The following is a 24,910-nucleotide window of genomic DNA, read 5'->3' as shown; positions in this document are numbered from 1 at the left end:
ACAGTGTTCCATGTGTTCCAGGTCAGCGGCCCGGCTGCGGACAAAGCGCGCTTTGCACTGGCTTTCGGCGGCTTCCGCGGGCAGGAACAAACCATGATTGCAAAGCTATCGGGCAGGCTGGACGAAACCGGCGAGGATTGGGCTATCGTCGATGTGCAGGGCGTGGGCTACCTCGTCCACTGCTCGGCCCGCACCTTGAGCGCGCTGGGCGCGGTGGGCGATGCCTGCACCGTCCATACGGATTTGCAGGTGAGCGAGAACGACATGCGCCTGCTGGGCTTTGCCGAGAGCAGCGAACGCGACTGGTTCCGCCTGCTGACAGGTGTGCAGGGTGTGGGTTCCAAGGTGGGCCTCGCCATCCTCTCGGCGTTGTCGACTGCCGAACTGCGCGATGCTTGTGCGGCCGGTGACGCCGCCAGCGTGGCGCGCGCGAACGGCGTGGGTCCGAAGCTGGCAGGCCGCATCGTCAACGAACTGAAGGACAAGGCTGGCGCCATGCCGGGCGCGGCTGGCGGCGGAGCGACCCGCGGCACGGTAATGCCCGCAGGCGGGGCAAGTGCCGATGCGGTGAGCGCCTTGCAGAACCTCGGCTTCAAGCCTGCCGTCGCGGCGCAGGCGGTCGCGCGGGCGCAGGAGGAACTGGGCGAAGGTGCGGCAGAGGGTGACCTGATCCGCGTGGCGCTGAAGAAGGCGGCTGGGTGATGGAAGAACAACCCATCCACTCCCCCGACCGCCAGCCAAACGATCCGGATGCCGCGCTGCGGCCGAAGTCGCTCACCGAATTCGTCGGACAGGAAGCCGCGCGCGATAACCTGCGGGTCTTTATCGAGGCCGCGAAGGGCCGGTCAGAGGCGATGGACCACGTGCTGTTCTTCGGCCCGCCGGGGCTGGGCAAGACCACGCTGGCGCAGATCGTGGCGAAGGAACTGGGCGTTGGCTTTCGCGCCACCAGCGGCCCGGTGATCGCCAAGGCGGGCGATCTTGCCGCGCTGCTGACCAACCTCGAACCCAATGAAGTGCTCTTCATCGACGAAATCCACCGTCTCAATCCGGTGGTGGAGGAAGTGCTCTACCCGGCGATGGAGGACCGCGCGCTCGATATCATCATCGGGGAGGGGCCGTCGGCGCGCAGCGTGCGGATCGACCTGCCGCCCTTTACGCTGGTGGGTGCGACCACGCGGCAGGGCCTGCTCACCACGCCCTTGCGCGACCGCTTCGGCATTCCCGTGCGGCTGGTGTTCTACACCGAGGAGGAACTGATGCGGGTGGTCACGCGCGGGGCGGGCCTGCTCGGCATGGCGATAGACCCGACGGGCGCGCGGGAGATCGCGCGGCGCTCGCGCGGGACGCCGCGCGTCGCCGGTCGCCTGATGCGCCGCGTGCGCGACTTTGCACAGGTCAAGGGCGCCAGCACGGTTACCGCGCCCATCGCGGACGAGGCGCTGACGCGGCTGGAGATAGACAACCTGGGCCTCGATGCGATGGACCGGCGCTACCTCACCATGATCGCCACCACCTACAAGGGTGGGCCGGTAGGCGTGGAAACGCTGGCGGCGGGCCTTTCCGAACCGCGCGACACGGTGGAGGAAGTGATCGAGCCCTATCTCATCCAGCTCGGCCTGATCGCCCGCACCGCGCGCGGGCGCTGCCTGAACGACGGGGGCTGGGCGCACCTGGGGATGTCCGCTCCCGAATCGGGGCGGGGCGCGCAGGGCGGCCTGTTCGAGGACGATGGCTGAGGGGCGGTCGTAAGTCCGCGCTAACCATGCGGCCCTGCCATTCGGTTCCATAACGGGACAAAGCGCCGCGAAGCCCGGAAATCCCGCGATTTTTCTGGCTTCCTGCTGCTGAAATGATGGTTAACCCCATTGCCGGTAGAGGTTTTGCGCGTCTCATTGGCAGGAACTGGAGAAGACCGGGAGTGTCGCGCGGGCACTCTCGGCCTTCGCCCCGCCAAGCTGAGAGAGATTACGCATGTCGGTACGTATGGCCATTGCGAAGCTGACCGCCGCCGCTGCGGGCGGGGCTGTCGTTGGCGGAGGCGCGGTACACGTTGCCGAGCCGCAGTCGGCACAGGTCGCCTACAAGTCCGACAAGGATGCCGAAGACGAACTCGCCTATGTGAAGGGTGAGCCGACCGCGCGCCGGACCATTCCACCGCGCCCGCGCGAACAGATGCGACTGCGTCGCGTGATCGAAACCGAATGTTGCGAGGAAGAAGTGGTCGCCATGGGCGCCCCGCTTCCCCTGCCGCCCCTGCCCAGCGCGCCGATCGGCGGCGGTGGCGGCGGCCAGCCGATCATCATCGGCGGCGGCGGCGGATTTGGCGGCGGCTTCGGCGGTGGTTTCTTCGGCGGCTTCTTCGGTGGTTCGGGCGGAGGCGGCAGCGCCACCGTCGACATGAGCACCACGACGACGACCACAGGCGGCACATCGGGTGATTTCCCTCCGCCGTCGCCGCCGTCCAGTAGCGGCGATTTCCCGCCGCCTTCCCCGCCGTCGAGCAGCGGTGAGTTCCCGCCGCCTTCCCCCCCGTCCTCCTCGACGGGGTCCACCGGCAGTACGACAACCACGACGACGACCACGACCTCGGGTAATGTGAGCAGCACGACATCGGGCAATGTTTCCAGCTCGACTTCGGGCAATGTCAGCACGTCCACATCGGGCAACGTGTCGAGCACGACTTCGACGTCCGGCAACGTAAGCACATCGACTTCAGGCAATGTCTCGAGCACCACATCGACTTCAGGCAATGTCTCGAGCACCACTTCGACATCTGGCAACGTCAGCACCACGACAAGCTCGTCCTCAAGCTCGAGCAGCTCCAGTTCTAGCAGTTCCAGTTCTAGCAGTTCCAGTTCCTCCTCTTCAGGTGGCTCTGGCAGCAGTTCGTCGAGTTCAAGTTCGAGTACTGGAAGCACGACCGGCGGTCCGCCACCGCGACCGCCTTCGTCCAGCACGAGCACAAGCACGAGCAGCAGCACCAGCACGAGTTCGAGTTCCAGCAACGGAGGGCCGCCACCACCACCCCCTCCGCCGCCTCCTCCTTCGAGTTCAGGCACACAGGTTCCGGCACCCGGAATGTTGCTGCTGTTTGGCGGTGCTGCTGGCGCAATCGCGGTGCGGCGCAAGCGCAAGAAGCCGATTTCGGACAAGGAAGAACAAGCCGACTGAGGCTTGCTGACTTCAATGGGGGGAATGGGCGGTCTTCGGGCCGCCCATTTTGTGTCAATCGTTCAGCAACCGCCAGGGGCCTTCGCGGAACCATAATGTGACCACGTGCTTGATGCCGCGCAGCACCGGCATCCCGGCGTGAAGGGTCTTCATATTCGGCCGACCGTGACGATCCATATTGTTCCACATCAACAGTCTTCCGGCACGTGGCGTGAAACGGAACCCCAGGTGGGGGAAGTCGGTCTCCCCGCCTTCCCTTGGTTCATTCAGGGCCAGCATCGCTGTCCATGTGCGCTGGCCACCGCGCCGGGCTTCATCGTCCCAGTATCGCTGGCCGGTGTGAAAGAAATCGTGGTGATGCTTGTATTGCTGGCCCTTCTGATAGCGCTGGCCCTGCATTCGTTCTGCATGAAGAATATCCAGACCGCTGACCTGGCAGATGTAATGTTCCAGATCACGCGTAAGTGGATCGTCCTTGCCGAAATGGTGTGTGTGGCTGGTGCGGTATCCCGGCTCTCCGCCTTCGTAGAGCGTGGATGGCACCGCCAATTGGTTGATCGCCTGCACGATGCGCTTGCAGTCCGGACCGGTAAGAAACTTCTCGGCGACATACAAATCGGCGAGGTCTGATTCCACACGCTCAATTCCGCGGATGCGGTCCAGTCTTTGGTGAACATCATGGCCGATTTTCGCAAGCGCAACCGCATCGCTTGCGGGGCGCAACATTTCTGCAGATTGGTGCGACATGATCGCCGACATAACGCGGACTGAGCAAAATAGTCTTAACGCTGGTGCTGCCTATCTCTCGGCAGTCAGCGCAGTTCGAGCGACCAGGCTTCCTGCCGATACCACTGGGTGACGATGTATTTGTCCCCCTCGACCACCGGCGTGCCGGCATGCAGCGTCGCCGGGTTCGGGCGACCGTCACGGTCCATGTTGTTCCAGGTCAGCATGGCCCCGCGCTGCGGCTTGATGGACAGGCCGAGTTCGGGGAAATCGGTCTCGCCACCTGCGGAAGGCTCGTTGAGGAACACCATCGCCGTCCAGGTCCGCTGCCCGCCGCGCTGGCGTTCCTGCTGCCAGTAGGGCTGGTCGGTGGTGAAATAGTCGAAGTGGTGGCGGAATTGCTGCCCGGTCCGGTAACGCTGGCCCTGCGGCACCTCGGCGTGGCGGTGATCGATGCCGAGCGTATCGTCCATCCGCTGTTCCAGTTCCCGCGTCGCCTCGTCCTCGCGGTCGAAGTAGTGGGTGGAACTGGTGCGAAAGCCGTCGACCTGCGTCCCCTTGAAGAGGTCGGAAGGACCGAGGCGGGAATCCACCGTGCGCAGCAGGCGTTTGCATTCCTTGCGGGACAGGAAACCGGGAAGCAGGAAGATATCTGCCTTCTCTCCGCCGAGCGCTTCGGCTTGCGGATTGGCATCCAGCCGTGTCCGGACCTGCTCGCCGAAAGCGGCAAGCTTGGCCGGATCGGCCATCGGATCGTCAGAGTGTGGCGGGGAAGGGGCCAGCGGATTGCGCATGGGCCCAGCATATCGAACGGCGCGCCGCGATGCACCCTGTCCAGCGGAGACCGCCGCGCGGCTGCCTCTGCTCGTCGCCGTTATTCAGCAGGTTCGTCGGCAATCGTTTCCAGCCCGGCCTCGTTCCACGCAGCGATGCCGCCTTCGAGATGGCGAACAGTGGTGCCGAGGTATTCGGAGAGGGTCGTTGCCGCGATGCCGGAGCGGCGGCTGGATCCGCAGTAGAGGATCGTCTCGCGATCATCCTCGATCGGGATAGTGGCCGGCTCGAAAGTGCCGAGCGGCGCGTTGAGCGCACCGGGCAGGCGGCTTTCGGCAAACTCCGCCGGAGTGCGGACGTCGATCAGCACGACATCACCGGATGCCACCAGCGCCGCGAGTTCGGCGGCGGGCAGGGTCTCTACCGCTGCTACCGGGGTGGCCGCCGCGCTCGTAGTGGCCGGAACCGGGGCGCAGGCCGCAAGGCCCGACCCCAGAATTGGCAATGTTGCCAGAGCCAGCGAGAGCGCGGCGCGCCGCATCAGGCGGCGGCCAGCTTGCGCAGCACGTAATGCAGGATGCCGCCGTTGCGATAGTACTCCATCTCGTTGGCGGTATCGATGCGGCATAGCGCGGTGAAGGTGAAGGTGGTGCCATCCTCGCGGGTGACCTCCACGTCCACGTCCTGGCGCGCGCTGAGGTTGTCGAGACCCTTGATCGTGAAGCTGCATTCACCCGTCAGCCCCAGCGTTTCGCGCGTGTCGCCTTCCTTGAACTGCAAGGGCAGCACGCCCATGCCGATGAGGTTGGAGCGGTGGATACGCTCGTAACTTTCCACGATCACGGCGCGCACGCCCAGCAGGATGGTGCCCTTGGCCGCCCAGTCGCGGCTGGAGCCGGTGCCGTATTCCTTGCCTGCCACGACAACCAGCGGAGTGCCGTCTTCCTTGTGCTTCATGGCGGCGTCGTAGATCGCCATCTGCTCGCCCTTGTAGGTGGTGTAGCCACCTTCGACGCCGGGGACCATTTCGTTGCGGATGCGGATGTTGGCAAAGGTGCCGCGCATCATCACGTCGTGGTTGCCGCGGCGCGAGCCGTAGGAGTTGAAGTCCTTCTTCGCGACCTGATGACTGATCAGGTATTCGCCGGCGGGGCTGTCTTCCTTGATCGAGCCTGCGGGGCTGATGTGGTCGGTGGTGACGCTGTCGCCCAGCACGGCCAGCGGCTTGGCGCCCACGATGTCTTCCACCGGTGCGGGTTCCATGCCCATGCCTTCGAAGTAGGGCGGGTTGGCGACGTAGGTCGAGGACGGGTTCCAGTTATAGGTGTCCGAAGCCTCGACGTTGATCGCTTGCCAGTCCTCGTCGCCCTTGTAGACGTCGGCATAGCGGGTTTCGAACATCTGCCGGTCGATGTTGGCGGCGCGGTGCTGGCGCACTTCCTCGTTGCTCGGCCAGATGTCGGCCAGCATCACGTCGTTGCCGTCCTGGTCCTGCCCGATCGGGGTCTCGGTAATGTCCTGCGTCACGGTGCCCTTCAGCGCGTAGGCCACCACCAGCGGCGGGCTGGCGAGGAAGTTGGCGCGCACGTCAGGCGAGATACGGCCCTCGAAGTTACGGTTGCCCGAAAGGACGGAGGCCGCGACGAGATCGTTCTCGTTCACGGCCTTGCTGATCGGTGCGGCCAGCGGGCCGGAGTTGCCGATGCAGGTGGTGCAGCCGTAGCCGACGAGATCGAAGCCGATGGCATCGAGATCGTCCTGCAGGCCGCTCTTTTCCAAGTAGTCGGTGACGACCTGCGAGCCCGGCGCGAGGCTGGTCTTCACCCACGGCTTGGGCATCAGGCCCTTCTCGCGCGCCTTCTTGGCGACGAGGCCGGCGGCGATCATCACGTCCGGGTTGGAGGTGTTGGTGCAGCTGGTGATGGCGGCGATCACGACGTCACCATCGCCCACGTCGTGGCCCGCGCCTTCCACGTCGACGCGCTGCGGCGCATCCTTCTTGTAGACGCTCTTGAGGTCGCCGTTGAAGTTCTCGTCCACCAGCGGCAGGGCGATCTTGTCCTGCGGGCGCTTGGGACCGGCAAGGCTGGGCACCACGGTGCTCATGTCGAGCTGCAGGGTGGAGGAGAAGACCGGCTCCGCAGCCGGATCGAACCACATGCCCTGTTCCTTGGCGTAGGCTTCGACCAGCGCGATGTCTTCCTCGCTGCGGCCCGTCAGTTCCAGGTATTCCATCGTCTTTTCGTCGATGCCGAAGATGCCGCAGGTTGCGCCGTATTCCGGGGCCATGTTGGCGATGGTGGCGCGGTCGGCCAGCGTCAGGTTAGAGACGCCAGGGCCGTAGAACTCGACGAAGCGGCCGACAACGCCGTGCTCGCGCAGCATCTGCACGCAGGTGAGCACGAGATCGGTCGCGGTGACGCCCTCGGCCATCTCGCCGTCCAGACGGAAGCCGACAACTTCAGGGATGAGCATGGAAATCGGCTGGCCGAGCATCGCTGCCTCGGCCTCGATGCCGCCCACGCCCCAGCCCAGCACGCCCAGGCCGTTGATCATGGTGGTGTGGCTGTCGGTGCCGACGCAGGTGTCAGGATAGGCGACGAGTTCGCCGTTCTGGTCTTCGCTGGACCACACGCCCTTGGCGATGTGCTCGAGGTTCACCTGGTGGCAGATGCCGGTGCCGGGAGGCACGGCGTAGAAGTTCTTGAGGCTCTTGGCGCCCCATTTGAGGAAGTCGTAACGCTCCGCGTTGCGCTGGTATTCGAGCGCCTTGTTCGCCTCGAACGCCTTGGGCGTGCCGAATTCGTCGACCATCACGGAGTGATCGATCACCAGGTTGACAGGCACCTGCGGATTGATCTTGGCGGTGTCGCCGCCCAGCTTGCCGATGGCATCGCGCATGGCGGCCAGGTCCACCACGCAGGGAACGCCGGTGAAGTCCTGCAACAGCACGCGGGCGGGGCGATACTGGATCTCGTCGCCGGTAGTGGGGTTCTTCTGCCAGTCGGCAATCGCGCGCACGTGCTCTTCGCCGACGGTGAAACCCTCGTCCTCGAACCGCAGCATGTTCTCCAGCAGCACCTTCAGGCTGAACGGCAGGCGGCTCACGTCACCGACCTTCTCGCTCGCCGCAGCCAGCGAATAGTAGGCATATGTCTTGCCGTTTACATCGAGTGTCTTGCGAGTGCCGAGCGAGTTGGAGCCGACCTGGGTCATGGGCGATTGGTCCTCTAGAGTGTTGCGGATCGGCCCCGTTCTTGCGAGGGAGGGGCCTGTTCGGGGGCGACCTGCGCGTTTGCGCGCGTTTGGTCAAGTGGGCGATAGTGCAACGCGGCATCGCGACGGGTTGTTCCGCCGCGCCGCAAAGGGAATTTGAAGGCTTATGGCCATTGGAAGTCCACGAAAACGCTCGGCTTCGCTGAACGTCCTGGCAATGCTGATCGCGCTGGCGGTGTCGGCGTTCATCGGGGCAACGGCGGGCCTGATCTGGCAAAGCGCCGGCTGGTTCGAAGACGAGCCGGAACACGAGGTCGTCACGGCAGAAGCGCCCGGTGACTGATTCCGGACGACGGATCGAGGCGTCAGACGCTGGCGATTTCCGTGTTTGCGGCGCGTTTTGCGCGCGGGGCGGCGATCCAGCAGGCCAGCAGGATAAGCACCACACCGACGATGGTGGGCAGGGTCACCGCCTCGCGGAAGAAAAGCCAGCCGAACAGGGCGGCCCAGCCAAAGCCGGTATATTCCACCGGCACCAGCACCTGCGCCTCTGCCCGCGCATAGGCCCAGGCAATCGCCATTGATCCGCCCACGGTGAGCGCGGCGGCCCCGGCGATGGTCAGCATCGCCTCAGAACCTGGCATCACGAAGAAGAATGGCGCGGCGAGAAGCTGGACGATGCCGCTGATCCCGGCATGGAACGTCGCCACCTCCACCGGTCCTGCAACTTGCGACTGCTTGCGGATTACCACGAAATTGTAGGCATAGAGCAGTGCCGAGACGAACAGCGACGCGAGGCCCAGCAGCACGTCGTCCTCCATCTCGGTACGGCCCAGCCTGCCGCTTACGATTACAAGAGTTCCCATAAGCCCCAGCACCGATGCTCCGATAGCTCCCTTGCTGATCTGCTCCCCCAAAAATACCCGCGCGAAATACAGCGCCAGCAGGGGCGCCACGAAGCTGATCGCGATGGCCTCCGCAATCGGCAGCTTGGTGAGGGCGTAGAAGAACGTCAGCGCCATGAAAGCCGAGATCATCCCGCGCTCCACGTGCAGGCGCATCACCTTGGGGGCTGGCCATGCGCTCTTTTGCACCAGCCATAAAGGCGCGATGAAAGCCGCGGCCAGCAGGGAACGCAGCAGCGAGGCTGTGAACACCCCCGTTGCCAGCGAAGCGCTTTTCATCTGCGCGTCCATCAGCGACATCAGGCCAACGCCGATGAAGGCCGCGAGGAACGGCAGCAGGTGGCGTTGCGACATGCTCATGCAAGGTTCCTAATGGTGGTGCCGTACCGCGTCACCATTTGTGTGCGCCGCCTGTCCCCGTTCAGCCGCCGCTAAGCGGTCCTGCTTGATCGGAAGGACGTCAAGGGGCAGAATTACAGGGCTATCATGGTTAACAAAGGTTTGATTCGTATGCGCCGTGCGCACTTTGGCGGGATTGCCCTTGCGGCATTGCTGGTTTCCGCGCCGGTCGCGGGACAGACGCTGTTCGCGCAGGACCCGTTGCAGAACGAAGATGGCGCGCAAGTCACCTCCACACCCGAGTTCGAAAGCCGCGAGGTGATGCAGGAAGATCCGCGCGATGCGCTGGTGCAGAACTGGAGCGTCGAGAACGCAATGGCGCTGGCCGCCGTGATCGACGGTATCGCAGCCGAGGGACTGAACCCGGCGGACTACCGCGTGGATCTGCTGCGCGAGGAGATTGAACGCGGCGAGAGCCGGGCGCTGGACGTGCGTGCCAGTGGCGTGTTCACCTGGCTGGTGGAAGACCTGCGCGATGGCCGCACGCCGATGGACTCGCGTCGGCAGTGGTTCGTGGTCGATCCCGATGCGGACCTGCTGCCCACCGCGCGGCTGATGGAAGACGTGCTGGAAAGCGGCGACATTGCCGGGATCGTCGAGGCACTGGCACCCACGCATGAGGACTATGCCGCCCTGCGTGCCGCGCTGGCGGAGACACCGGGGGAGGATAGCGATACCCGCAAGCTGATCCTTGCCAACATGGACCGCTGGCGCTGGCTGCCGCGCGATCTTGGCGGTCAGTATCTCATCACCAATGTGCCGGAGTACCAGCTACGCCTGATGGTAAACGGGCAGATCATCCGCACCTATCGCACAATCGTGGGCGCGCCGGGCCGCACGGCCACGCCGCAGCTTGCAGAGACGGTGGAAGGCGTCGTGTTCAACCCCACCTGGACGGTGCCGCAGAGCATCGTGGTGGGCGAGGGACTGGGCAACCGGGTGCTCAATAACCCGGCTTGGGCGCGATCGCAGGGTTATCGCGCCACGCGCGGGGCCAACGGCTACATCAGCGTGGTGCAGCAGCCGGGGCCGACCAATTCGCTGGGCAAGATGAAGCTCGACATGCCCAATCCGCACGCGATCTTCCTGCACGATACGCCCAACCGCAACCTTTTCGACAGCGACAACCGCGCGCGCAGCCACGGCTGCATCCGGGTGGAGCGGGCGCTGGAACTGGCGATGACCGTGGCGATCCTTGGCGGCGGTGCTTCGCGAGACGAGGCCGTGGGCATCTCGCAGAGCGGCGATTACACGCGGGTGCCGGTGGAACGGACCATGCCTGTCTACATCACCTATTTCACCTATGGCCTCGATGCGGACGGAACCTTGCGCAAGTTCGAAGACCTTTATGACCGCGACGCGCCGGTGCTGGCATCGCTGGACGCGCCGCGCGTCGGCAATCGGGCAACTTTCTCGTCGGAAGAGATCATTCCGATCGAACGACCGGGCGCCTGATAGCGCGTCCGCTCAGCTGGCGCTGTTTTCGGCCGCTATTGCTTTGAAATCGGGCGTAGCCTGCTGCGGCTGGGCCACGCTTTCACCGTCCGGTCCGATGCCGAGCGAGTCGGCAAACAGCAACCGTCCGCCCATCATCCGGGTCAGGGCCTGCGGGAACACGTCCGGCCCGAAGGCAAAGCAACCGTTGGACCGGCCAAGGCGGCCCCAGCGCGCCACGTGTTCGGGTGTGGCGTAATCGGCGGCATGCATCACGATGGCGCGGGGGAAGGCGTTGGAATTGCTCTCGTCAAGGCCGCCGAGCCGAACGGAAGTGCCGAAACGCCCCTCGTACCATTCCCAGGTGATGTAGGCGCCGCGGCTGGTGGCCCAGCTGTCCTGCATGTTGGAATAGGCGTTGAGCCAGCCGTCATGCTCCGGGTCTGAGCCGCTGCCGTGAGTCACCAGCACGCTGTCCGCCGTGCCGTTTTCGAGGTTCACGAAGTGGAAGCGCGGCAGGCTGGAATGAAGGCCGAAATCGGCGATCCCCACGACATCGCGCCGCCACAATTGCGAGCCCGCGCGCGCAACCTCGCTCTGGGCGACTTCCAGCAGCCGGCGCGTGCGCGGATCGGGCGCGGCCTGCGCGAACACGCGGGCAGGCGCGGCGGCCAGCGCGGCCCCTGTGGCAAGAGCTCCGGCAAGAAGATCGCGGCGGTTCATAGCTGCATAATAGCGCACGAATGCTGAACCTTCCATATCAGCCTTTCAGCTGGTCGATAGCCTCGCAACTGGCGGCGATATAGGCGCCGTTGTCGTGCCGGTGTGTGCCGACGAAGTGGATGAAGCCGGTGTCCTTGCCCCACGGTTCGTTCCAGTAATTCATGTACCGGCCGTAGGGCAGCACCACCGGTTCGGGTTCGTTGGAGAGGTGGAAGTTGCTCGTCACCTGCTCGGTGCCCCAGATCGTCACGTCTTCCTCGCCGATCATGCGCTTCATCTCGTGGAGGAAGGCGGCGGCGAGCGGGCGGGAATTGCCCATCGCGGCAAACCCGGCAAAGCCCGAGCAGCCGCGCGTGTACTTCCACCCTCGTGCGGCATCGATGGTGTCGAGTCGGCTTTCGATCCGTCCCTGAACGTGGCCGTCCATGGGGCCGTCGGGATAGAAGCGTTCGCGAAAGTCCTGCAGCGGCAGCGGGCCAACCTCGGCATCCTTCCCGCCCAGGAACAGGAAGCTGCGATTGCGCGCGATGGCCTCGGCAATTTCCGGCACCGGGCCAATGGTGACGGTGTCGCTGTCCAGCTGGATCCAGTATTCGCCCGCGCGGTTGTCGAGGATGGTGAGCAATCGCTCCCACGTGCCGCCTGCAGGAAATTCGCCCAGCTTCACATCGGCGATGCGCATGATCTGCGGATCGCCGCAGTGATGCGCCAGGATCGCGCGGTCCTGCGCCGTCAGCGTGCCATCGTCGAGGATCGCCACGCGCCCGCGGCCAAGGTGATGCCAAAGCGATTTCACCGCCACGAGGTAGGGCAGCAGCACCGCCGTGCCGATCATCGAAAACAGCACGACGCCGTCCTGCTTCGGCGCGATCGGCGGGGTTTCCAGCACGCCGCTGATCGCCTCGGCATGGCGGTTCGCTTCCCGCTTGGTGCGCCAGCGGTGCGGCAGGAGGTTGCCCATGTTCATCGGGCTAGTTCTCCAGCACCATGCGATCGTCGGCGATGCGCACGTTACCGATGGTCTCGAGGAACGACTGGCCGAGCAGCGATATGCCAAGCCCTTCGGGAATGATGACGGCGCGCACGTCCTGCGCCTCGAAATCGCCGAGGCGCATCCGGGGAAGGGTGATGTTCACGCCGTAAACCGCGCCACTGGCTCCCTGAGCTACCGGTGCGACTTCGTTCTCGTCCCAGTATAGCCCCATGGCGAGCGCATCTTCGCCTGTCAGCGCCACCACACTGGCGCCGGTATCCACCAGCATCCGCGAAGGTACGCCGTCCACAGTCACATCGGCGTAGAAATGCCCGTCACGCTCGCGCTCCAGCGCGACTTCGTGTCCCCAGCCCGTGTTCGTCACCTGCTGCGCCGCGCCGAGCGTCAGTTCGCTCTCCTCGACCGCCGCTGCTTCGCTTGCCAGTTCCTGTTCCACCTGCATGGCGGGCACGGAGAAACCGATGGCGAGGCCAACGATCATTACACAGGCGAATGGCAGGCGCATGTCCATATGCGCGACAGGTTAGCGGCGAGGTATTGCCACGGGGTAAAGGCGGTTCTCGTCCGCCATGGCCAGCATGGAGGCGGCATGGCGCCGGGCAACGGCACGCTGGTCTGCCCCGTAGCCCCCGCCAAGGGCGCTGGCGACGGGCAGGCAGCGCCTGCGGGCCTCAGCCACAACAAAGCGATCGCGCCGCTCCAGCCCCGCGTCCGTCAGGGCCAGCCGGCCCAGCTTGTCCTCCCCGTGCGGATCGACGCCCGCCTGGTAGAGCACGATATCGGGCGCGAAGTTCTCGATCAGCGGCGGCAGTTCGCGTTCGAGGACGTCCATGTAGCCGTCGTCGTCCAGCCCGTCCGGCAGGCCCACGTCGCGGTTGGAACGGGCCTTGCGCGCCGGGAAGTTCTTCTCGGCATGGATGGAGAGGGTGAACACGTCGTCGCGCAAGGCGGTGAGGCTGGCCGTGCCGTCGCCCTGATGCACGTCGAGGTCGACGATCAGCACCCGGCTCGCATCGCCCTCTGCAATCAACCGGTTGCTTGCCACGGCCAGGTCGTTGAATACGCAGTAGCCCGCGCCGGTATCGTGCAGCGCGTGATGGCTGCCCGCCGCGGAGTTGGCCGCGTAGCCGTGCTCCATCGCCAGTTGCGCGGCGAGCCAGGTGCCACCGTTGGTGTGGCGCACGCGGCTGGCAATGTGCGGCGTGACGGGAAAGCCGATGCGCCGCTCCTTCTCGCGCGGCACGGTGCTGGTGAATACCTGCTCAACGTAGTCGGGACAGTGCACCGCCTCCAGCCACTCTCGCGGCATGGGATCGGGCGCGTGCTCGGTGACGGGCGCCTTGCTGGCCCGCAATTCCTCCATGACGAGGTAGTACTTGTCGAACCGGAAAGTGCCGCGCTCTGGCTGCGGGGCCATGTAATCGGCGTGGTGGACGACGTGGAGCAATGCCTCAGCCAGCGTCGGCCCAGCCTTGCAGCGTGGCCAGCACCTCTGCCGAAGTGCGGCTGGCCGAATTGCGCCAGCTGACTGCGTCTTCTTGCGAATTGAGAAGTCGCCCTTCTCCGTCCAGCACCAGCACGTTTGGCGTTCCTTCGGACGAGACACCGAACCGCTCTGCCACGTCGAGATTGAAGCCGTCGCCGGTCTGCGGCAGGCCGACGTCGATGGTGACGAGTTCGTACTCCGCCTCCAGCAGGGCGGCGAGTTCGGGTTCCATCAGGTAGCTCGCCAGCGCGCGGCTGTCGTGGCACCAGTTTGCGCCCATCACTACGAGGACGAGGGTGTCTTCAGATTGCGCCGTCGCCAGCGCCGCATCCACCGCTGCGTGGGCATCGACGGAGGGATCGAAAATCGCGCCTTCGGGATGGCTCATCGCCGCCGGACCGGCAGTGTCGTGCGTCGCGGTGGAGGCGCAGGCGCTCAGCGATGCGAGGGCGAGCAGCGCGGCAAGCGCGCTCTTGCCGATCATTCGGCGGCCTCTGCATGGGGATCGAAGGCCGTGGCGGTTCCTGCCTCGATCTGCGCGGCCTTTTCCTCCACCAGCTTCACGATGTGGTCGAGCATGTCCTCGCTCTGCACGTGGTGGTCGGTCACGCCGGAGAGATAGACCATGTGCTTGCCAGCGCCGCCGCCGGTGATGCCGATGTCGGTCTCGCGCGCCTCGCCGGGGCCGTTCACCACGCAGCCGAGGACCGAGAGGCTCATCGGTGTCTTGATATGCTCCAGCCGCGCTTCCAGTGCCTCCACCGTGCGGATCACGTCGAAACCCTGGCGCGAGCAGGAGGGACAGGAGACCACGCGAACGCCGCGCGTGCGCAGGCCCAGCGCCTTCAGCATCTCGAAGCCGACGCGCACTTCCTGCTCCGGCTCTGCCGAAAGCGAGACGCGAATGGTGTCGCCGATGCCCGCCCAAAGCAGGCTGCCGATGCCTATGCTGGATTTCACCGTCCCGCCGATCAGGCCGCCCGCCTCGGTAATGCCGAGGTGCAGCGGGCAATCCACCGCTTCGGCAAGACCGTGGTAGGCCGCGACGGCCAGGAACACGTCGCTGGCTTTCACCGCCACCTTGTATTCGTGGAAATCGTGGTCCTGCAGCAGCTTGATATGGTCGAGCGCGCTCTCGATCAGTGCCTCGGGGCAAGGCTCACCGTATTTCTCCAGCAGGTCTTTCTCAAGACTGCCAGCGTTCACGCCGATGCGGATCGCGCAGCCGTTGGCTTTCGCCGCGCGCACCACTTCGGCCACCCGCTTAGACGAGCCGATGTTGCCGGGATTGATGCGCAGGCAGGCCGCGCCCCTGTCGGCGGCTTCCAGCGCGCGCTTGTAGTGAAAATGGATGTCGGCGACGATCGGGATGTTCGCCGCTTTCGTGATCTGGTCGAAGTTCTCGGTCGATTCCGCCGTGGGGCAGGATACGCGAATGATATCCGCGCCCGCGTCCTCGCAGCGGCGGATCTGGTCGATCGTCGCGCCCACGTCCTCGGTCGGCGTGTTCGTCATCGTCTGGACGGTGATCGGCGCATCTCCGCCGACCGGCACGTTGCCGACCATGATCTGGCGGGACTGGCGGCGCTCTATCATGCGCCAGGGGCGAACCTTGGAAATGGCGTCTGCGGACATGGGCAGGGATATAGGCGCGCTTCGATGAAGGAGCAATGACAGGCTCTGGCCCATGTTCGCTCCCGCAATTTGACTTATCCGGCCTTTCGGGAGACATTCGCCGCACATTGCGGGTCGCAAGCACACTTTCGAAGGGGCGAAGGATGTTTGCGAACCCATGCATGACGGACAATCGCCCGATGCGCTTGTCGACAATTCTCGTCCTTTACCTGGCGCAGGGCATTCCCATCGGCCTCTTGGAATTCGCGATCCCCGCCTGGATGGCCGCGAGCGGCGCGACGGCGGGAGAGGTCGGCTACGTCATCGGCATGGCGGCGATACCTTGGAGCCTGAAATTCATCAACGGCGCGCTGATGGACCGCTATGCGTACCTGCCAATGGGACGGCGCAGGGCGTGGCTGATCGCTTCGCAGGTGGTGATGATCGCCAGCCTGCTGGTCTGCGCGCTGCTTGAGCCGGGCCCGCGCGACGAGGTGCTGCTGGGCGCAATCGCCTTCGTCGTCAGCCTGGCCGTGGTGTTCCAGGACGTGGCTGCCGATGCGCTGGCCGTCGACATCTGCGATGGCAGCGAACGGGGCTATGCAGGTGGGATCATGGCAGGCGGGCAGGCGCTGGGCATTGCCATCACGGCTTCCATCGCGGGGCTGATCATCTACCGGTTCGGCGTGGGCGCAGGCTATGTCAGCGCCGCCGTCGCCATCGTGTTCATCACCGCCTACCTCGTCTGGGTGCGGGAACGGACCGGCGAACGCCGCCTGCCGTGGAGCGAGGGCGTGGCATCGCCTGCATCCCTTGCCGTGCAGCCCGATAGCTGGGTGGAGTTGGTGAAGTCGGCGTTCCGCTACATGTTCCGCCGCGACAGCCTGATCTGGTCGGCATCGATCTTCCTGCGCGGAATGGGATACGGCACCATGGCCGTGGCAGTGCCACTGATCGCGGCCAACTACGCGGGCTGGAACGAGGCGCAGTTGGGCGTCGTCAACGGGACTGCGCAACTGGCCTCTGCGATCGTCGCCATTACGCTGGGCGGCTGGCTCTGTTCGCGGATGGGCGCAAAGCCGTTCCAGATCGTTACCTACGGCTTGTTCGCCCTTGTCATCGCTGCCATCGCTTTCGGCGAGCCGCTTTGGGACCAGGGCTGGATGATCTGGTTCATCGCGGTCGGCTGGACGGCGATGTACAATCTTGTCGGCACCGGCAACGGCGCGATCAACATGGCGTTCTGCGAGCCGAAGACCGGGGCGACGCAGTTCTCCATCTACATGGCCTTCGTGAATCAGGGCACCAGCTTTGCCGGGTTCTCCTTCGCGTTGCTGGCCGGCTTTGGCGGCTTGCAGGCCCCGCTGTTCTTCCTCGCCATCGGTATCCTCGTCGCGACGGGGCTGACCGTCCTCATCACCATTCCGGCGGACCACGATGAACCGCTGATTGCGGCCGAACGAGGCGCGCCCGCCTGACCGCCTTCGTGCAGCGATGACAGCAGCGTACAATTGCGGCATGGAAGGCAGCGATGGACGATCCCGAAACCGTTTCCGCACCCGATTGCCCCGACGATCACCCCCTGCTTTTCGCCCGCGTGCTGGACGGCGTTGGCGCAGGTCGCCCGCTGGAATGGGCGGAGGCGCGTAAATGGCAGCCCTCGCAACCGGGCGAAGTGCTGTGGGTGCACCTGTGCCGCAACCGCCCCGGCGTGATGGAGTGGCTGGAACAACTGGACATCCCCGAGCCGACGCGTGAACTGCTGGTGAGCGACCGCACCCGCCCGCGCGCCTTTCGCGAAGGCAATACGCTGGTAGCCACGCTGCGCGGCATCAATTTCAACCCCGGCGCGGAGCCGGAAGACATGCTCTCGATGCAGCTTTGGTGCGACGGCACGCGCCTGCTCACATTGCGCCGCCTGCCGCTGCAGACCCCGCGCCGCGTGCTGGCCATGATCGACCGCCGCGAGGCCGGGCCGACCGATGCGGGCGCGCTGATCACCGAGCTGACCGAGGCGATGATCAACCGCATGAATCGCTCCATCGTCGACATGAACGAGCATATCGACGAGCTGGAGGAGGCAGAGGCAGACGACGACGCGGAAGAGATGCTGGAGAAGATCGCCATCATCCGCCGCAATTGCCTGGGCCTGAAACGCCACATGGGCCCGATGCATGAAGCGCTGGAGGCGATTTCCAAGTACGCCCCGCCCTGGTTCGAGGAGCACGACCGGCGCGAGATCGCCGAGTCGATCGACCGGCTGCGGCGCTACCTCGAAGACCTCGATATCAGCAAGGAAAGCGCCGTCGTGCTGATGGACGACATTCGCGGGCGTTCCATCGCCCGTAACGAACAGGCCACCTACCTGCTCACCATCGTTGCAGGCATCTTCCTGCCGCTGGGATTCATCACCGGGCTGCTTGGCATCAACGTCGGCGGGATGCCGGGGGTGGACGATGGCGATGCCTTCTGGATCGTGGTTGCCCTTTGCGCAGGCATCCTTGCAGTGCAACTGGCGCTGTTCTGGAAATGGAAATGGCTTTGAGAATGGTCGCAGGGCAGGGGGCTGACTGATGGAAGAACACCACGCCGGACTGATGCTGCGCGATGCCATGCTGATGCTGGGCTTCGCGATGGTGGCCGTGCTCGCCTTTCGCCGCGCAGGGCTGGGGGCGACGCTGGGCTACCTTGTCGCGGGCGCGCTGCTGGGACCGCATGTTCTCGGGCTTGTCGGCAATGCCGAGGAAATGGCCGAGGTTGCCGAGCTCGGCATCGTCATGCTGCTGTTCGTTGTGGGGCTGGAACTGTCCCCGGCGCGGCTGTGGCGGCTGAAAGGCGCGATCTTCGGGCTTGGGCTGGCGCAGGTGACCGCCTGCGGACTGGCGGTGACGGCCACCGTGCTGGCGCTGGCAGGCTATCCCTTGGCCGCCGCGCTGGCGATCGGCCTCCCGCTCGGCCTCTCGTCCACCGCGCAGGTGCTGCCGATGCTGCAATCGGGCGGCAAGCTGCGCACGCCCTTCGGGGAGCGGGCCTTTGCCATCCTGCTGTTCCAGGACCTGTCGATCATTCCTCTCATCACGATTGTCGCGGCGCTCGGCAGCGGGGCCGAGGACGGGCCTTCGGGCTGGATGCTGGGCGCCCTCACGCTGGTCGCCGTCGTCGGGCTGGTGGCGGCGGGACGCCTGCTGATCCGTCCGCTGTTCAGCCTGATCGGCACACTGGGAGAGCGCGAGCTGTTTATCGTCGCCGCCCTGTTCACCGTGCTGGCGAGCGCGGTGGTGATGGAAGCGCTGGGCCTCTCCGCCGCGCTGGGGGCCTTTATCGCCGGGGTCATGCTGGCCGACACGCGCTACCGGCACGAACTGGAAGCCGATATCGAGCCGTTTCGCGCCATCCTGCTGGGGCTGTTCTTCGTTGCCGTTGGGATGATGCTGGATATCGGCGTGATTGCCGAAAACCCGCTGTTCGTCATCGGCTTTGCGGTGCTGCTGATCGTGGTGAAAGCGGCCATCATCATGGGGCTGGGGCTGCTCGTGAAGATGCGCTGGCGCGCCGCGCTGGCGCTGGGCCTGCTGCTTAGCCAGGGCGGCGAGTTCGCCTTCGTGCTCTACACCCAGGCGGTGCAGGGCGGGCTCATTTCCAACGAGCAGTCGAGCCTGTTCGGCGCCATTGTCACCCTGTCGATGGCGGCAACGCCGTTCCTGATGATCGCCACGCGCAAGATACGGCAGGAACCGCAACGGGAAGGCGGCGAGCGCGAGGGACCGCATGACGAGGGCGCCGGCGCGCTGGTAGTCGGCTTCGGTCGCTTCGGGCAGACGGTGGCGCAGACGCTGCTTGCGGGCGGGCTTTCCGTCACACTGATCGACAGGGACGACGCGCAGATCGACACCGCCGAGGATTTCGGCAGCAAGGTCTACTACGGCGACGGCACGCGGCTGGACCTGCTGCGGCAGGCGGGCGCGGCCGACGCGCAGCTCATCATGTTCTGCATGGACGAGGTGCCGGGCCGCGAATTCATCGATTCGGTTGCCGAGACATTCCCGAAAGCGACGATCTACGTGCGCGGGTTCGACCGCAAGAGCGTGATCGCGCTGGCAGGCAGCAAGGCCGAATACGTCATGCGCGAGGTCTACGAGAGCGCCCTGGCACTGGCGCGCATGGCGCTGGAAAATGTCGGCCTCAGCGAGCGCGAGATCGACGAGGCGGAGACGACCTACCGCGAGAACGACCGCAAGCGCATGGACGTGCAGATCGAGGGCGGCGATATCTACGCGGCGAAGGAAATGACTCGCCAGCAGCAGCGCGCCCTGCGCGGCGAGAGCTAGGGAAGCCTAGCCTCCCATCGCCACGCCCAGCAGGTGCTGCTGGGCGGCCACCACGGGTAGGGGGCGCGCGAACAGGTAACCCTGGCCGTAGTCCACGCCAAGATCCTGCATCACCGCGCGCTCGGCTTCGGTCTCGATGCCTTCCGCCACCAGCTTCGCGCCGATATCGCGGGAGAACTGCACCATGGCAGCAGCGATGGCGCGGCGCGCAGGATCGCTGTCGCAATCGCGGGTGAGGACCATGTCCATCTTCAGGATGTCCGGGCCCAGTTCGATCAGGTGGCGCAGGCCCGCGTAGCCGGTGCCGACATCGTCGATGGCGATTTTCGCAAACGGCTTCAGCGCCTCGATCTCGCGGGCGAGGGCGGCGTAATCGTCAACAAGCTGGTGTTCGGTCACCTCGATCACGAGGTTGGTTGCGTCCGATTGTTCCAGCACCTGGCGCAGGGTGCCCGACATGATCGTTTCCGGAGAGGCGTTGATGGCGGCGTAGATGCCTTCGGGCACCTGTCCCACCGTTTCCAGCGCGCAGCGCACGGCAGTCATTTCCAGCTCGTTGCCGAGGCCAGTCCGCTCCGCATCGTCGAACCACGCCTGCGGCCCGCGCTTCGTGAGGTCGGGGAAGCGGGCGAGGCATTCCACGCCCACCGGCTTCCCGCTTTTCAGGTCGTGGATCGGCTGCTGGAACATGGTGACGGCGTGGCCATCCAGCATCGCCTCCACCCGCCTGCGCGCCTGGCGCAGCATGACGTCTTCTTCCAGCGCGGCCTCGATCCGTTCGGCAGCGAGGCCGGCGAAGCTTTTCAGGATGGCAAGGTCACGCGGGGACAGCGTGCGGTCGGGCTTGCGGCCAAGAGCGCAGAAACTGCCCCACACGGTGCCATCGGCAAGGCGCAGCGGCGTGTTGACGTGGCAGCCCACGGGCAGAAAATCGGTAATCGCCAATTCCCGTGTCATAGGATGATCGGACGGGTCCTGGATTAGCTCCGGCAGGCGGCCATTGAGGATGTGCCAGCAGTAGCTTTCCTCCCGGTTCTCGCGGAAACCGGGGCCCATCGGCAGGTCCAGATCGGTGCTTACATGGGTGAGTTCGCGCTGCTCGTCCTCCACGTAGCGGGAGACGAAAGCGATCTCCACGCCGAGGTGTCCGCGAACGGAAGAAAGGATGCGATCTATTCCCGGATTGTTGACCAGTTCATCGGCCAGCGGGCGGGCAGGAGCCTCGAAGGCCGGTAATTTCAGTGCGACGTTTACCATTGATCCGGGCTATGACGGGAAAGCCCTAAGGCCCTCTTAACCCAAATCGCCTTTGCGCCAATTAAAGGCGCAATTCGTAGAGAAATTCGGCATCGCGCTGTTCGCCGACCCAGAAGCCGATGTCTGCAATTTTCGTAAAACCGTAGCGCTGGTAGAACCTCTGCGCGCCGGGATTTTCGCTGTAGACCGAAAGCTGGATCGCATCGCAGCCGCGATCTCTGGCAAGGGCGAGGCACCATTCCATCAGCGCGGCGCCCAGCCCTTCGCCGGTGCGCGCGGGGTGGGTGTAGAGCTGGCCCAGGCACAGCGGGCGGCGGGCATCCGAATGTTCTTTATAAGGGCTTTCGTACTTCACCTTGATGAAGGCGCTCAGCGGTTCGCCCGGCGCATCCTGGGTTAACTGGTGGCGAATACCGGGATCGGCGATTTCCTGCGCCACGGCTTCGGGCGAATAGACTTCGCGCAGGAACGGGCGCAAGTCTTCCGGCCGGTAGAGGTGCTCGAACGCGTGGCAGAAGCTGTCCCGCCCCAGTCGGGCGAGAGCCTCGGCATCTTCCGGCCTGGCATCGCGCAGGATCGTCATGAGAACTTGTCCTTCTTGCGCTTGCCGAAGCGCATGTTGCCTTCCAGGTGGCCGCGCAGCGCGGCGTAGAACGCCTCCAGGAATTCGCGCTCGTCACCGGTGCCCAGCTGCCAGCCGATCTTGCCGGTAATCGCCTCGGCCACCTCGCGCAGGGCCCCTGGCCGGTCGTCGCGCAATACTTTTTCCAGTACCTGCAGCTCGTGCTCGCCGTAGACGGAGAGTTCGGCCTCCCCGAAGCGATATGTGTCCTGTCTGTCTGGTGCGAGCGACATGGCTTCCTTCAACTTCGCGCGGCTGGCTTCCACCACCCAGGTGCCGGCCACGATGTCGCCCGCGCGCAAGGCATCCTTGTTGAAGAAGGGAAATAGCACGAAGACCGCGAGCCAAACGAACGCCGCCCAGCCCGCAACGCCTGCCTCCTGCCCGCCACCCAGCAGGAAGAACAGCGGCAGGAACACCTCCACGTCGCGCATCAGGTTGCGGGCGATCACCATTTCGGCAGACAGCCGCCCGCCGTCTCTCGCGGCGACGCGCAGGCCCACCAGCCGCTTGCCCGGCGTGGCGGCGCGAGGGCCCAGTTCGAACCACAGGAAATAGCCGTAGCGGGCGAGGAACATGAACAGGATAACCATGACCAGCACGCCCTGCAGCACCGGGTTCGTGTCCGGGCTTGAGCCCATGTCGAACAGGCCGAAGCCGATGGCGGAGAGGATGACAAGCACGACGATTGTGCCCGTCATGAGGATGACGAGATCGAGGATCAGCGCGCTTGCCCGTGCCCCCTTGCCGCCCACGGTCAGCGGCAGGGAAAGCCCCTCCGGCGTCACCAGCGTGCGGGCACGTTTGGAAAGGTTTGCCTGCATCGCGGCTCGGGGCGAAGCGGTCATGTCTCGCGCTCCTTCGGGGCGGGCATGGCGGCGAAATAGACGATCCACAGGGCCAGCATGGTACCGCCGATGGCAAGGCGCGAGGGCGTGTCTCCCACAAGTTGCCGCACATAACCTTCCAGCAGGCCCGCCACGATCAGCATGATCGTGCAGCCCACCATCACCTGCGCCGCGCGCACGCCTGCCGTCTGCATCGCGGCGAGGATGGAGCGGTCGCCGGGAAAGGCCATCGTGCGCCCCACGTGCAGGCCCGCTGCGCCCGACAGCAGGATTGCGCCCAGCTCGGTCGTGCCGTGCACGCTCAGCCAAGCGGCGAAATCGAGGCCGAGGCTGGCTTCCTGGAACACCCAGAACATCGCGCCCAGCAAGGCAAGGTTGTAGACCAGCAACAGCAGCGTGGGCACGCCGAAGGCAAAGCCCAGCGCAAAGGCCATGATGCAAACGCCGGTGTTGTTGGAGAACAGGTAGGCGGCGAACACGCCAAGCCCGTCCGAATTCTCTGCGGTGCCGAGGGTTTCTTGCAGGGCAGCTGGGTCAGCACCGGGCGCGCGGCCACCGGCCATGCCGCCGGGCACCAGCGAATAGTACCAACGCTCGTCCTGATCGACTAGCAGCCAGCCGACGATCGTGCCTGCCACCATGACGGCGAAGGCAATGCAGATATCCAGCCAGATAGCGCGCACCGCCGCGCTCCACCCGCCGCCGAGGAACCGGCGCAGCCAGCCGAACAAACCGATGCGCGGGCCGTAGACCTGAAACCACGCCCGGCGCACCAGCGATTCGAGGTAGGCGAGCGTGGCCGCATCGAGCGAGGTTTCGCGCGCCACGGCGAGGCTGGACGCGGTCTTGCGGTAGAGCACCGGCAGTTCGAGCAGGTCCTCGTCACTGATGCGGCGCGGGGCGTTCTTTTCCAGCGCGGTGACGATCCGGTCCAGCCGCTGCCATTCCACTTCCCGCTCCAGCCGGAACCGGTCGGAGCGCAAGGATGCCGCCTCGATATCGGCGGGCGGCTCGATCTCCGCTTTCCTGAACAGCGCCAGCACCATCAGCCGATCGCCTCCGCACGCTTGGTTTCGAGATAGAGGTCGATCAGGCGGTAGCCGATCGTCTCGTGCGGGGCCTCGATCACGTCGACGCCCAGCCGCTTCAGCCGTTGCAGCACCAGTTGCCGCTGGCGGGCAAGGGCATCGGCGTTCACCGCGACGGCGAGGTCGCCCAGCGTGTCGGGTTCGCCCGTGGTCAATTCTTCCAGTTCGGTGTCCACCATGGTGACGAAAATCACGAGGTGGTGGCGCACCAGCCGCTCCACGCTTTCCACCATCAGTTCGGCCGATGTCGGGTCGGAGAAATCGGAGAACAGCACGATCAGGCTGCGGCGTTTCAGGCGCGCGGTCAGGGTGGCGAGCGCCAGCGTGAAATTGGGCTCGCGCGCGGTGTAGTCGAGATCACCCGCCGCGCTTTGCAGGCGGTGGAAGGCACGGGTGTCGGTGACGAAGGGCGTCATCATCTGCGGCTGGTCGGCAAAGCCGAACAGGCTCACCTTGTCGCCGCCCTTCAGCGCCACGTAGGCGGCCATCAGCGCGGCGGAAACGGCGCGGTCCAGCCGGGGAAGGCCGTCCACCGGCTCGATCATCGACTGCCCGCAATCGAAGGCGAAGACGATCTGGTTGTCGCGCTCCGCCTCGTTCTCGCGGGCATAGAGCGCGGTATGGCGGGCGCTGGCTTTCCAGTCGATGCGGCGGCGGTCCATGCCGGGCTCGTACTCGCTCAGCGCCTCGAACTGGGTGCCTTCGCCGCGAATGCGCCGGGCGACGAGGCCGAACTGGCTGTCGCGCAGGAAACTCTGCAGCACGGGAGACCGCACCGGCGAAAGGTCCGGCCACACCCGGATGCGATCATCGAGGCGGGTGTGGACCTGCCGCACGGCAAGGCCCAGCGGCCCCGGCCAGCGCAGCCACAGGTCGTGCAACTCGCCAGGCCCGCGGCGGACAGGCGCAATGTGGCCCTCGCCTGCGAACATGCCAGCGTGGCCGGTCGGCTCGAGGCTGAAAGCGACCGCACCGCCTTCGCCAAGGCGCGGGTCGAAGCCGAGCGCGGCTTCGGGTGCGGGCGCATCGCTGTCGCGCTCGATTTCCGCCTCAATGCGGATCTGGGCCTGTTGCCCCACCTCGGCATCGGCGGGCGCGTGACAGGTGAAGCGCACCATGCGCCCCGCCAGCCATCCGTCGACCACCGCCAGCAGCATCAGCGCCAGCGCCGCCGCCGGAGCCACCACCCATGCGCCCGGCGCCGTCGCCGCGACCACCGCCGCCACCGGGGCGAGCAGCGCCAGCAGCACCAGCGTACGCGGCGTGGGCACGATGGGCACGGCAGGCAACCGGGCCAGCAGGGCGCGCAGGCGGTTCATGGG

Annotated in this window: 24 protein-coding genes; 8 read left to right on the top strand and 16 right to left on the bottom strand. The window is 65.5% G+C overall.

Annotated features, from left to right (window positions below; translation table 11 throughout):
- The first annotated feature begins 93 nt into the window (after positions 1-93).
- The 3 genes from ruvA (at position 94) to D4Q51_RS16080 (ending at position 3,174) form a co-directional block, all read left to right on the top strand.
- Entirely contained in the window at positions 94-702 is a 609-nt protein-coding gene (gene ruvA, locus D4Q51_RS07630; protein WP_120077468.1) for a Holliday junction branch migration protein RuvA, read from the top strand.
- A complete protein-coding gene (gene ruvB / locus D4Q51_RS07625) occupies positions 702-1,739 on the top strand; it encodes a Holliday junction branch migration DNA helicase RuvB (protein ID WP_120077157.1) in 1,038 nt (345 codons plus the stop codon). Before ruvA ends, ruvB begins: the two co-directional genes overlap by 1 nt.
- 235 nt (positions 1,740-1,974) lie before the next feature.
- A complete protein-coding gene (locus D4Q51_RS16080) occupies positions 1,975-3,174 on the top strand; it encodes a PEP-CTERM sorting domain-containing protein (protein ID WP_120077156.1) in 1,200 nt (399 codons plus the stop codon).
- A 54-nt stretch (positions 3,175-3,228) separates the two neighbouring features.
- Here the strand turns inward: D4Q51_RS16080 and D4Q51_RS07615 are convergent, their stop codons facing one another.
- The 4 genes from D4Q51_RS07615 to acnA form a co-directional block, all read right to left on the bottom strand.
- Positions 3,229-3,933 (bottom strand): prolyl hydroxylase family protein, encoded by a 705-nt coding sequence (locus D4Q51_RS07615; RefSeq protein WP_120077155.1) that lies wholly within the window; start codon positions 3,931-3,933, stop codon positions 3,229-3,231.
- Between the two features lie 53 nt (positions 3,934-3,986).
- Positions 3,987-4,694 carry a prolyl hydroxylase family protein gene (locus D4Q51_RS07610; protein ID WP_240624617.1) on the bottom strand — a complete coding sequence of 236 codons (708 nt, stop codon included), beginning with the start codon at positions 4,692-4,694 and terminating at the stop codon, positions 3,987-3,989.
- 80 nt (positions 4,695-4,774) lie between these two features.
- Positions 4,775-5,215 (bottom strand): rhodanese-like domain-containing protein, encoded by a 441-nt coding sequence (locus D4Q51_RS07605; protein ID WP_162925217.1) that lies wholly within the window; start codon positions 5,213-5,215, stop codon positions 4,775-4,777.
- Positions 5,215-7,890, bottom strand: a complete 2,676-nt coding sequence (gene acnA / locus D4Q51_RS07600) for an aconitate hydratase AcnA (RefSeq protein ID WP_120077152.1) — start codon at positions 7,888-7,890, stop codon at positions 5,215-5,217. Before acnA ends, D4Q51_RS07605 begins: the two co-directional genes overlap by 1 nt.
- A gap of 166 nt (positions 7,891-8,056) precedes the next feature.
- Between acnA and D4Q51_RS15670 the strand changes: the two genes are divergently transcribed.
- On the top strand, positions 8,057-8,233 hold the full coding sequence (locus D4Q51_RS15670; RefSeq protein WP_162925216.1) for a hypothetical protein: 177 nt from the start codon (positions 8,057-8,059) through the stop codon (positions 8,231-8,233).
- Positions 8,234-8,255: 22 nt separating this feature from the next.
- Here the strand turns inward: D4Q51_RS15670 and D4Q51_RS07595 are convergent, their stop codons facing one another.
- On the bottom strand, positions 8,256-9,155 hold the full coding sequence (locus tag D4Q51_RS07595) for a DMT family transporter (RefSeq protein WP_240624616.1): 900 nt from the start codon (positions 9,153-9,155) through the stop codon (positions 8,256-8,258).
- A gap of 150 nt (positions 9,156-9,305) precedes the next feature.
- Here D4Q51_RS07595 and D4Q51_RS07590 point away from each other — a divergent pair, with 150 nt between their 5' ends.
- Positions 9,306-10,649 carry a L,D-transpeptidase family protein gene (locus D4Q51_RS07590; protein ID WP_240624615.1) on the top strand — a complete coding sequence of 448 codons (1,344 nt, stop codon included), beginning with the start codon at positions 9,306-9,308 and terminating at the stop codon, positions 10,647-10,649.
- A 12-nt stretch (positions 10,650-10,661) separates the two neighbouring features.
- On the opposite strand, the gene D4Q51_RS07585 is transcribed toward D4Q51_RS07590, so the two are convergent.
- From D4Q51_RS07585 to ispG, 6 genes are read right to left on the bottom strand one after another with little or no spacing between them, the layout of a single operon-like run.
- Positions 10,662-11,351, bottom strand: coding sequence for a murein L,D-transpeptidase catalytic domain-containing protein (locus tag D4Q51_RS07585; RefSeq protein ID WP_120077466.1), 690 nt, complete (start codon positions 11,349-11,351; stop codon positions 10,662-10,664).
- 37 nt (positions 11,352-11,388) lie between these two features.
- Positions 11,389-12,318 (bottom strand): hypothetical protein, encoded by a 930-nt coding sequence (locus D4Q51_RS07580; protein WP_120077150.1) that lies wholly within the window; start codon positions 12,316-12,318, stop codon positions 11,389-11,391.
- Between the two features lie 4 nt (positions 12,319-12,322).
- Positions 12,323-12,826: a retropepsin-like aspartic protease family protein gene (locus tag D4Q51_RS07575; RefSeq protein ID WP_240624614.1), complete on the bottom strand. Its 504-nt coding sequence runs from the start codon at positions 12,824-12,826 to the stop codon at positions 12,323-12,325.
- Between the two features lie 42 nt (positions 12,827-12,868).
- The gene (locus D4Q51_RS07570; RefSeq protein WP_120077464.1) at positions 12,869-13,762 is read right to left on the bottom strand and encodes a histone deacetylase family protein; all 894 of its coding nucleotides are present in this window, start codon (positions 13,760-13,762) and stop codon (positions 12,869-12,871) included.
- A gap of 34 nt (positions 13,763-13,796) precedes the next feature.
- Complete coding sequence (locus D4Q51_RS07565; RefSeq protein WP_120077149.1) at positions 13,797-14,315, bottom strand: thioredoxin family protein; 519 nt, start codon at positions 14,313-14,315, stop codon at positions 13,797-13,799.
- Entirely contained in the window at positions 14,312-15,451 is a 1,140-nt protein-coding gene (gene ispG / locus D4Q51_RS07560) for a flavodoxin-dependent (E)-4-hydroxy-3-methylbut-2-enyl-diphosphate synthase (protein ID WP_120077463.1), read from the bottom strand. The genes D4Q51_RS07565 and ispG overlap by 4 nt, the downstream gene beginning before the upstream one ends.
- Positions 15,452-15,627: 176 nt before the next feature.
- On the opposite strand from ispG, the gene D4Q51_RS07555 reads away from it, so the two are divergent.
- From D4Q51_RS07555 to D4Q51_RS07545, 3 genes are read left to right on the top strand one after another with little or no spacing between them, the layout of a single operon-like run.
- Positions 15,628-16,923 carry an MFS transporter gene (locus tag D4Q51_RS07555; protein WP_162925215.1) on the top strand — a complete coding sequence of 432 codons (1,296 nt, stop codon included), beginning with the start codon at positions 15,628-15,630 and terminating at the stop codon, positions 16,921-16,923.
- 53 nt (positions 16,924-16,976) lie between these two features.
- Complete coding sequence (locus D4Q51_RS07550) at positions 16,977-17,990, top strand: CorA family divalent cation transporter (protein WP_120077147.1); 1,014 nt, start codon at positions 16,977-16,979, stop codon at positions 17,988-17,990.
- 28 nt (positions 17,991-18,018) lie between these two features.
- Entirely contained in the window at positions 18,019-19,773 is a 1,755-nt protein-coding gene (locus tag D4Q51_RS07545) for a cation:proton antiporter domain-containing protein (protein ID WP_120077146.1), read from the top strand.
- A gap of 6 nt (positions 19,774-19,779) precedes the next feature.
- Here the strand turns inward: D4Q51_RS07545 and D4Q51_RS07540 are convergent, their stop codons facing one another.
- From D4Q51_RS07540 to D4Q51_RS07520, 5 genes are all read right to left on the bottom strand, one after another.
- Positions 19,780-21,030 carry a sensor domain-containing phosphodiesterase gene (locus D4Q51_RS07540; protein WP_120077145.1) on the bottom strand — a complete coding sequence of 417 codons (1,251 nt, stop codon included), beginning with the start codon at positions 21,028-21,030 and terminating at the stop codon, positions 19,780-19,782.
- Positions 21,031-21,091: 61 nt separating this feature from the next.
- Entirely contained in the window at positions 21,092-21,613 is a 522-nt protein-coding gene (locus D4Q51_RS07535; RefSeq protein WP_120077144.1) for a GNAT family N-acetyltransferase, read from the bottom strand.
- A complete protein-coding gene (locus D4Q51_RS07530) occupies positions 21,610-22,500 on the bottom strand; it encodes an RDD family protein (protein ID WP_120077143.1) in 891 nt (296 codons plus the stop codon). The genes D4Q51_RS07535 and D4Q51_RS07530 overlap by 4 nt, the downstream gene beginning before the upstream one ends.
- Positions 22,497-23,546 carry a stage II sporulation protein M gene (locus D4Q51_RS07525; protein WP_120077142.1) on the bottom strand — a complete coding sequence of 350 codons (1,050 nt, stop codon included), beginning with the start codon at positions 23,544-23,546 and terminating at the stop codon, positions 22,497-22,499. The genes D4Q51_RS07530 and D4Q51_RS07525 overlap by 4 nt, the downstream gene beginning before the upstream one ends.
- Positions 23,546-24,907 carry a DUF58 domain-containing protein gene (locus tag D4Q51_RS07520; RefSeq protein WP_120077141.1) on the bottom strand — a complete coding sequence of 454 codons (1,362 nt, stop codon included), beginning with the start codon at positions 24,905-24,907 and terminating at the stop codon, positions 23,546-23,548. Before D4Q51_RS07520 ends, D4Q51_RS07525 begins: the two co-directional genes overlap by 1 nt.
- Positions 24,908-24,910: the final 3 nt, after the last annotated feature.

It is taken from the genome of Aurantiacibacter odishensis, assembly GCF_003605195.1.
Classification (GTDB): Bacteria; Pseudomonadota; Alphaproteobacteria; order Sphingomonadales; family Sphingomonadaceae; genus Alteraurantiacibacter; species Alteraurantiacibacter odishensis.
This window is presented reverse-complemented; position numbering and strand designations above follow the sequence as displayed.

Coding starts and splice junctions, on each gene's coding strand:
- ruvA (WP_120077468.1), top strand. CDS start 94: ATGATTGCAAAGCTATCGGGCAGGCTGGACGAAACCGGCGAGGATTGG.
- ruvB (WP_120077157.1), top strand. CDS start 702: ATGGAAGAACAACCCATCCACTCCCCCGACCGCCAGCCAAACGATCCG.
- D4Q51_RS16080 (WP_120077156.1), top strand. CDS start 1,975: ATGTCGGTACGTATGGCCATTGCGAAGCTGACCGCCGCCGCTGCGGGC.
- D4Q51_RS07615 (WP_120077155.1), bottom strand. CDS start 3,933: ATGTCGGCGATCATGTCGCACCAATCTGCAGAAATGTTGCGCCCCGCA.
- D4Q51_RS07610 (WP_240624617.1), bottom strand. CDS start 4,694: ATGCGCAATCCGCTGGCCCCTTCCCCGCCACACTCTGACGATCCGATG.
- D4Q51_RS07605 (WP_162925217.1), bottom strand. CDS start 5,215: ATGCGGCGCGCCGCGCTCTCGCTGGCTCTGGCAACATTGCCAATTCTG.
- acnA (WP_120077152.1), bottom strand. CDS start 7,890: ATGACCCAGGTCGGCTCCAACTCGCTCGGCACTCGCAAGACACTCGAT.
- D4Q51_RS15670 (WP_162925216.1), top strand. CDS start 8,057: ATGGCCATTGGAAGTCCACGAAAACGCTCGGCTTCGCTGAACGTCCTG.
- D4Q51_RS07595 (WP_240624616.1), bottom strand. CDS start 9,155: ATGAGCATGTCGCAACGCCACCTGCTGCCGTTCCTCGCGGCCTTCATC.
- D4Q51_RS07590 (WP_240624615.1), top strand. CDS start 9,306: ATGCGCCGTGCGCACTTTGGCGGGATTGCCCTTGCGGCATTGCTGGTT.
- D4Q51_RS07585 (WP_120077466.1), bottom strand. CDS start 11,351: ATGAACCGCCGCGATCTTCTTGCCGGAGCTCTTGCCACAGGGGCCGCG.
- D4Q51_RS07580 (WP_120077150.1), bottom strand. CDS start 12,318: ATGAACATGGGCAACCTCCTGCCGCACCGCTGGCGCACCAAGCGGGAA.
- D4Q51_RS07575 (WP_240624614.1), bottom strand. CDS start 12,826: ATGATCGTTGGCCTCGCCATCGGTTTCTCCGTGCCCGCCATGCAGGTG.
- D4Q51_RS07570 (WP_120077464.1), bottom strand. CDS start 13,762: ATGGCCCCGCAGCCAGAGCGCGGCACTTTCCGGTTCGACAAGTACTAC.
- D4Q51_RS07565 (WP_120077149.1), bottom strand. CDS start 14,315: ATGATCGGCAAGAGCGCGCTTGCCGCGCTGCTCGCCCTCGCATCGCTG.
- D4Q51_RS07555 (WP_162925215.1), top strand. CDS start 15,628: ATGACGGACAATCGCCCGATGCGCTTGTCGACAATTCTCGTCCTTTAC.
- D4Q51_RS07550 (WP_120077147.1), top strand. CDS start 16,977: ATGGACGATCCCGAAACCGTTTCCGCACCCGATTGCCCCGACGATCAC.
- D4Q51_RS07545 (WP_120077146.1), top strand. CDS start 18,019: ATGGAAGAACACCACGCCGGACTGATGCTGCGCGATGCCATGCTGATG.
- D4Q51_RS07540 (WP_120077145.1), bottom strand. CDS start 21,030: ATGGTAAACGTCGCACTGAAATTACCGGCCTTCGAGGCTCCTGCCCGC.
- D4Q51_RS07535 (WP_120077144.1), bottom strand. CDS start 21,613: ATGACGATCCTGCGCGATGCCAGGCCGGAAGATGCCGAGGCTCTCGCC.
- D4Q51_RS07530 (WP_120077143.1), bottom strand. CDS start 22,500: ATGACCGCTTCGCCCCGAGCCGCGATGCAGGCAAACCTTTCCAAACGT.
- D4Q51_RS07525 (WP_120077142.1), bottom strand. CDS start 23,546: ATGGTGCTGGCGCTGTTCAGGAAAGCGGAGATCGAGCCGCCCGCCGAT.
- D4Q51_RS07520 (WP_120077141.1), bottom strand. CDS start 24,907: ATGAACCGCCTGCGCGCCCTGCTGGCCCGGTTGCCTGCCGTGCCCATC.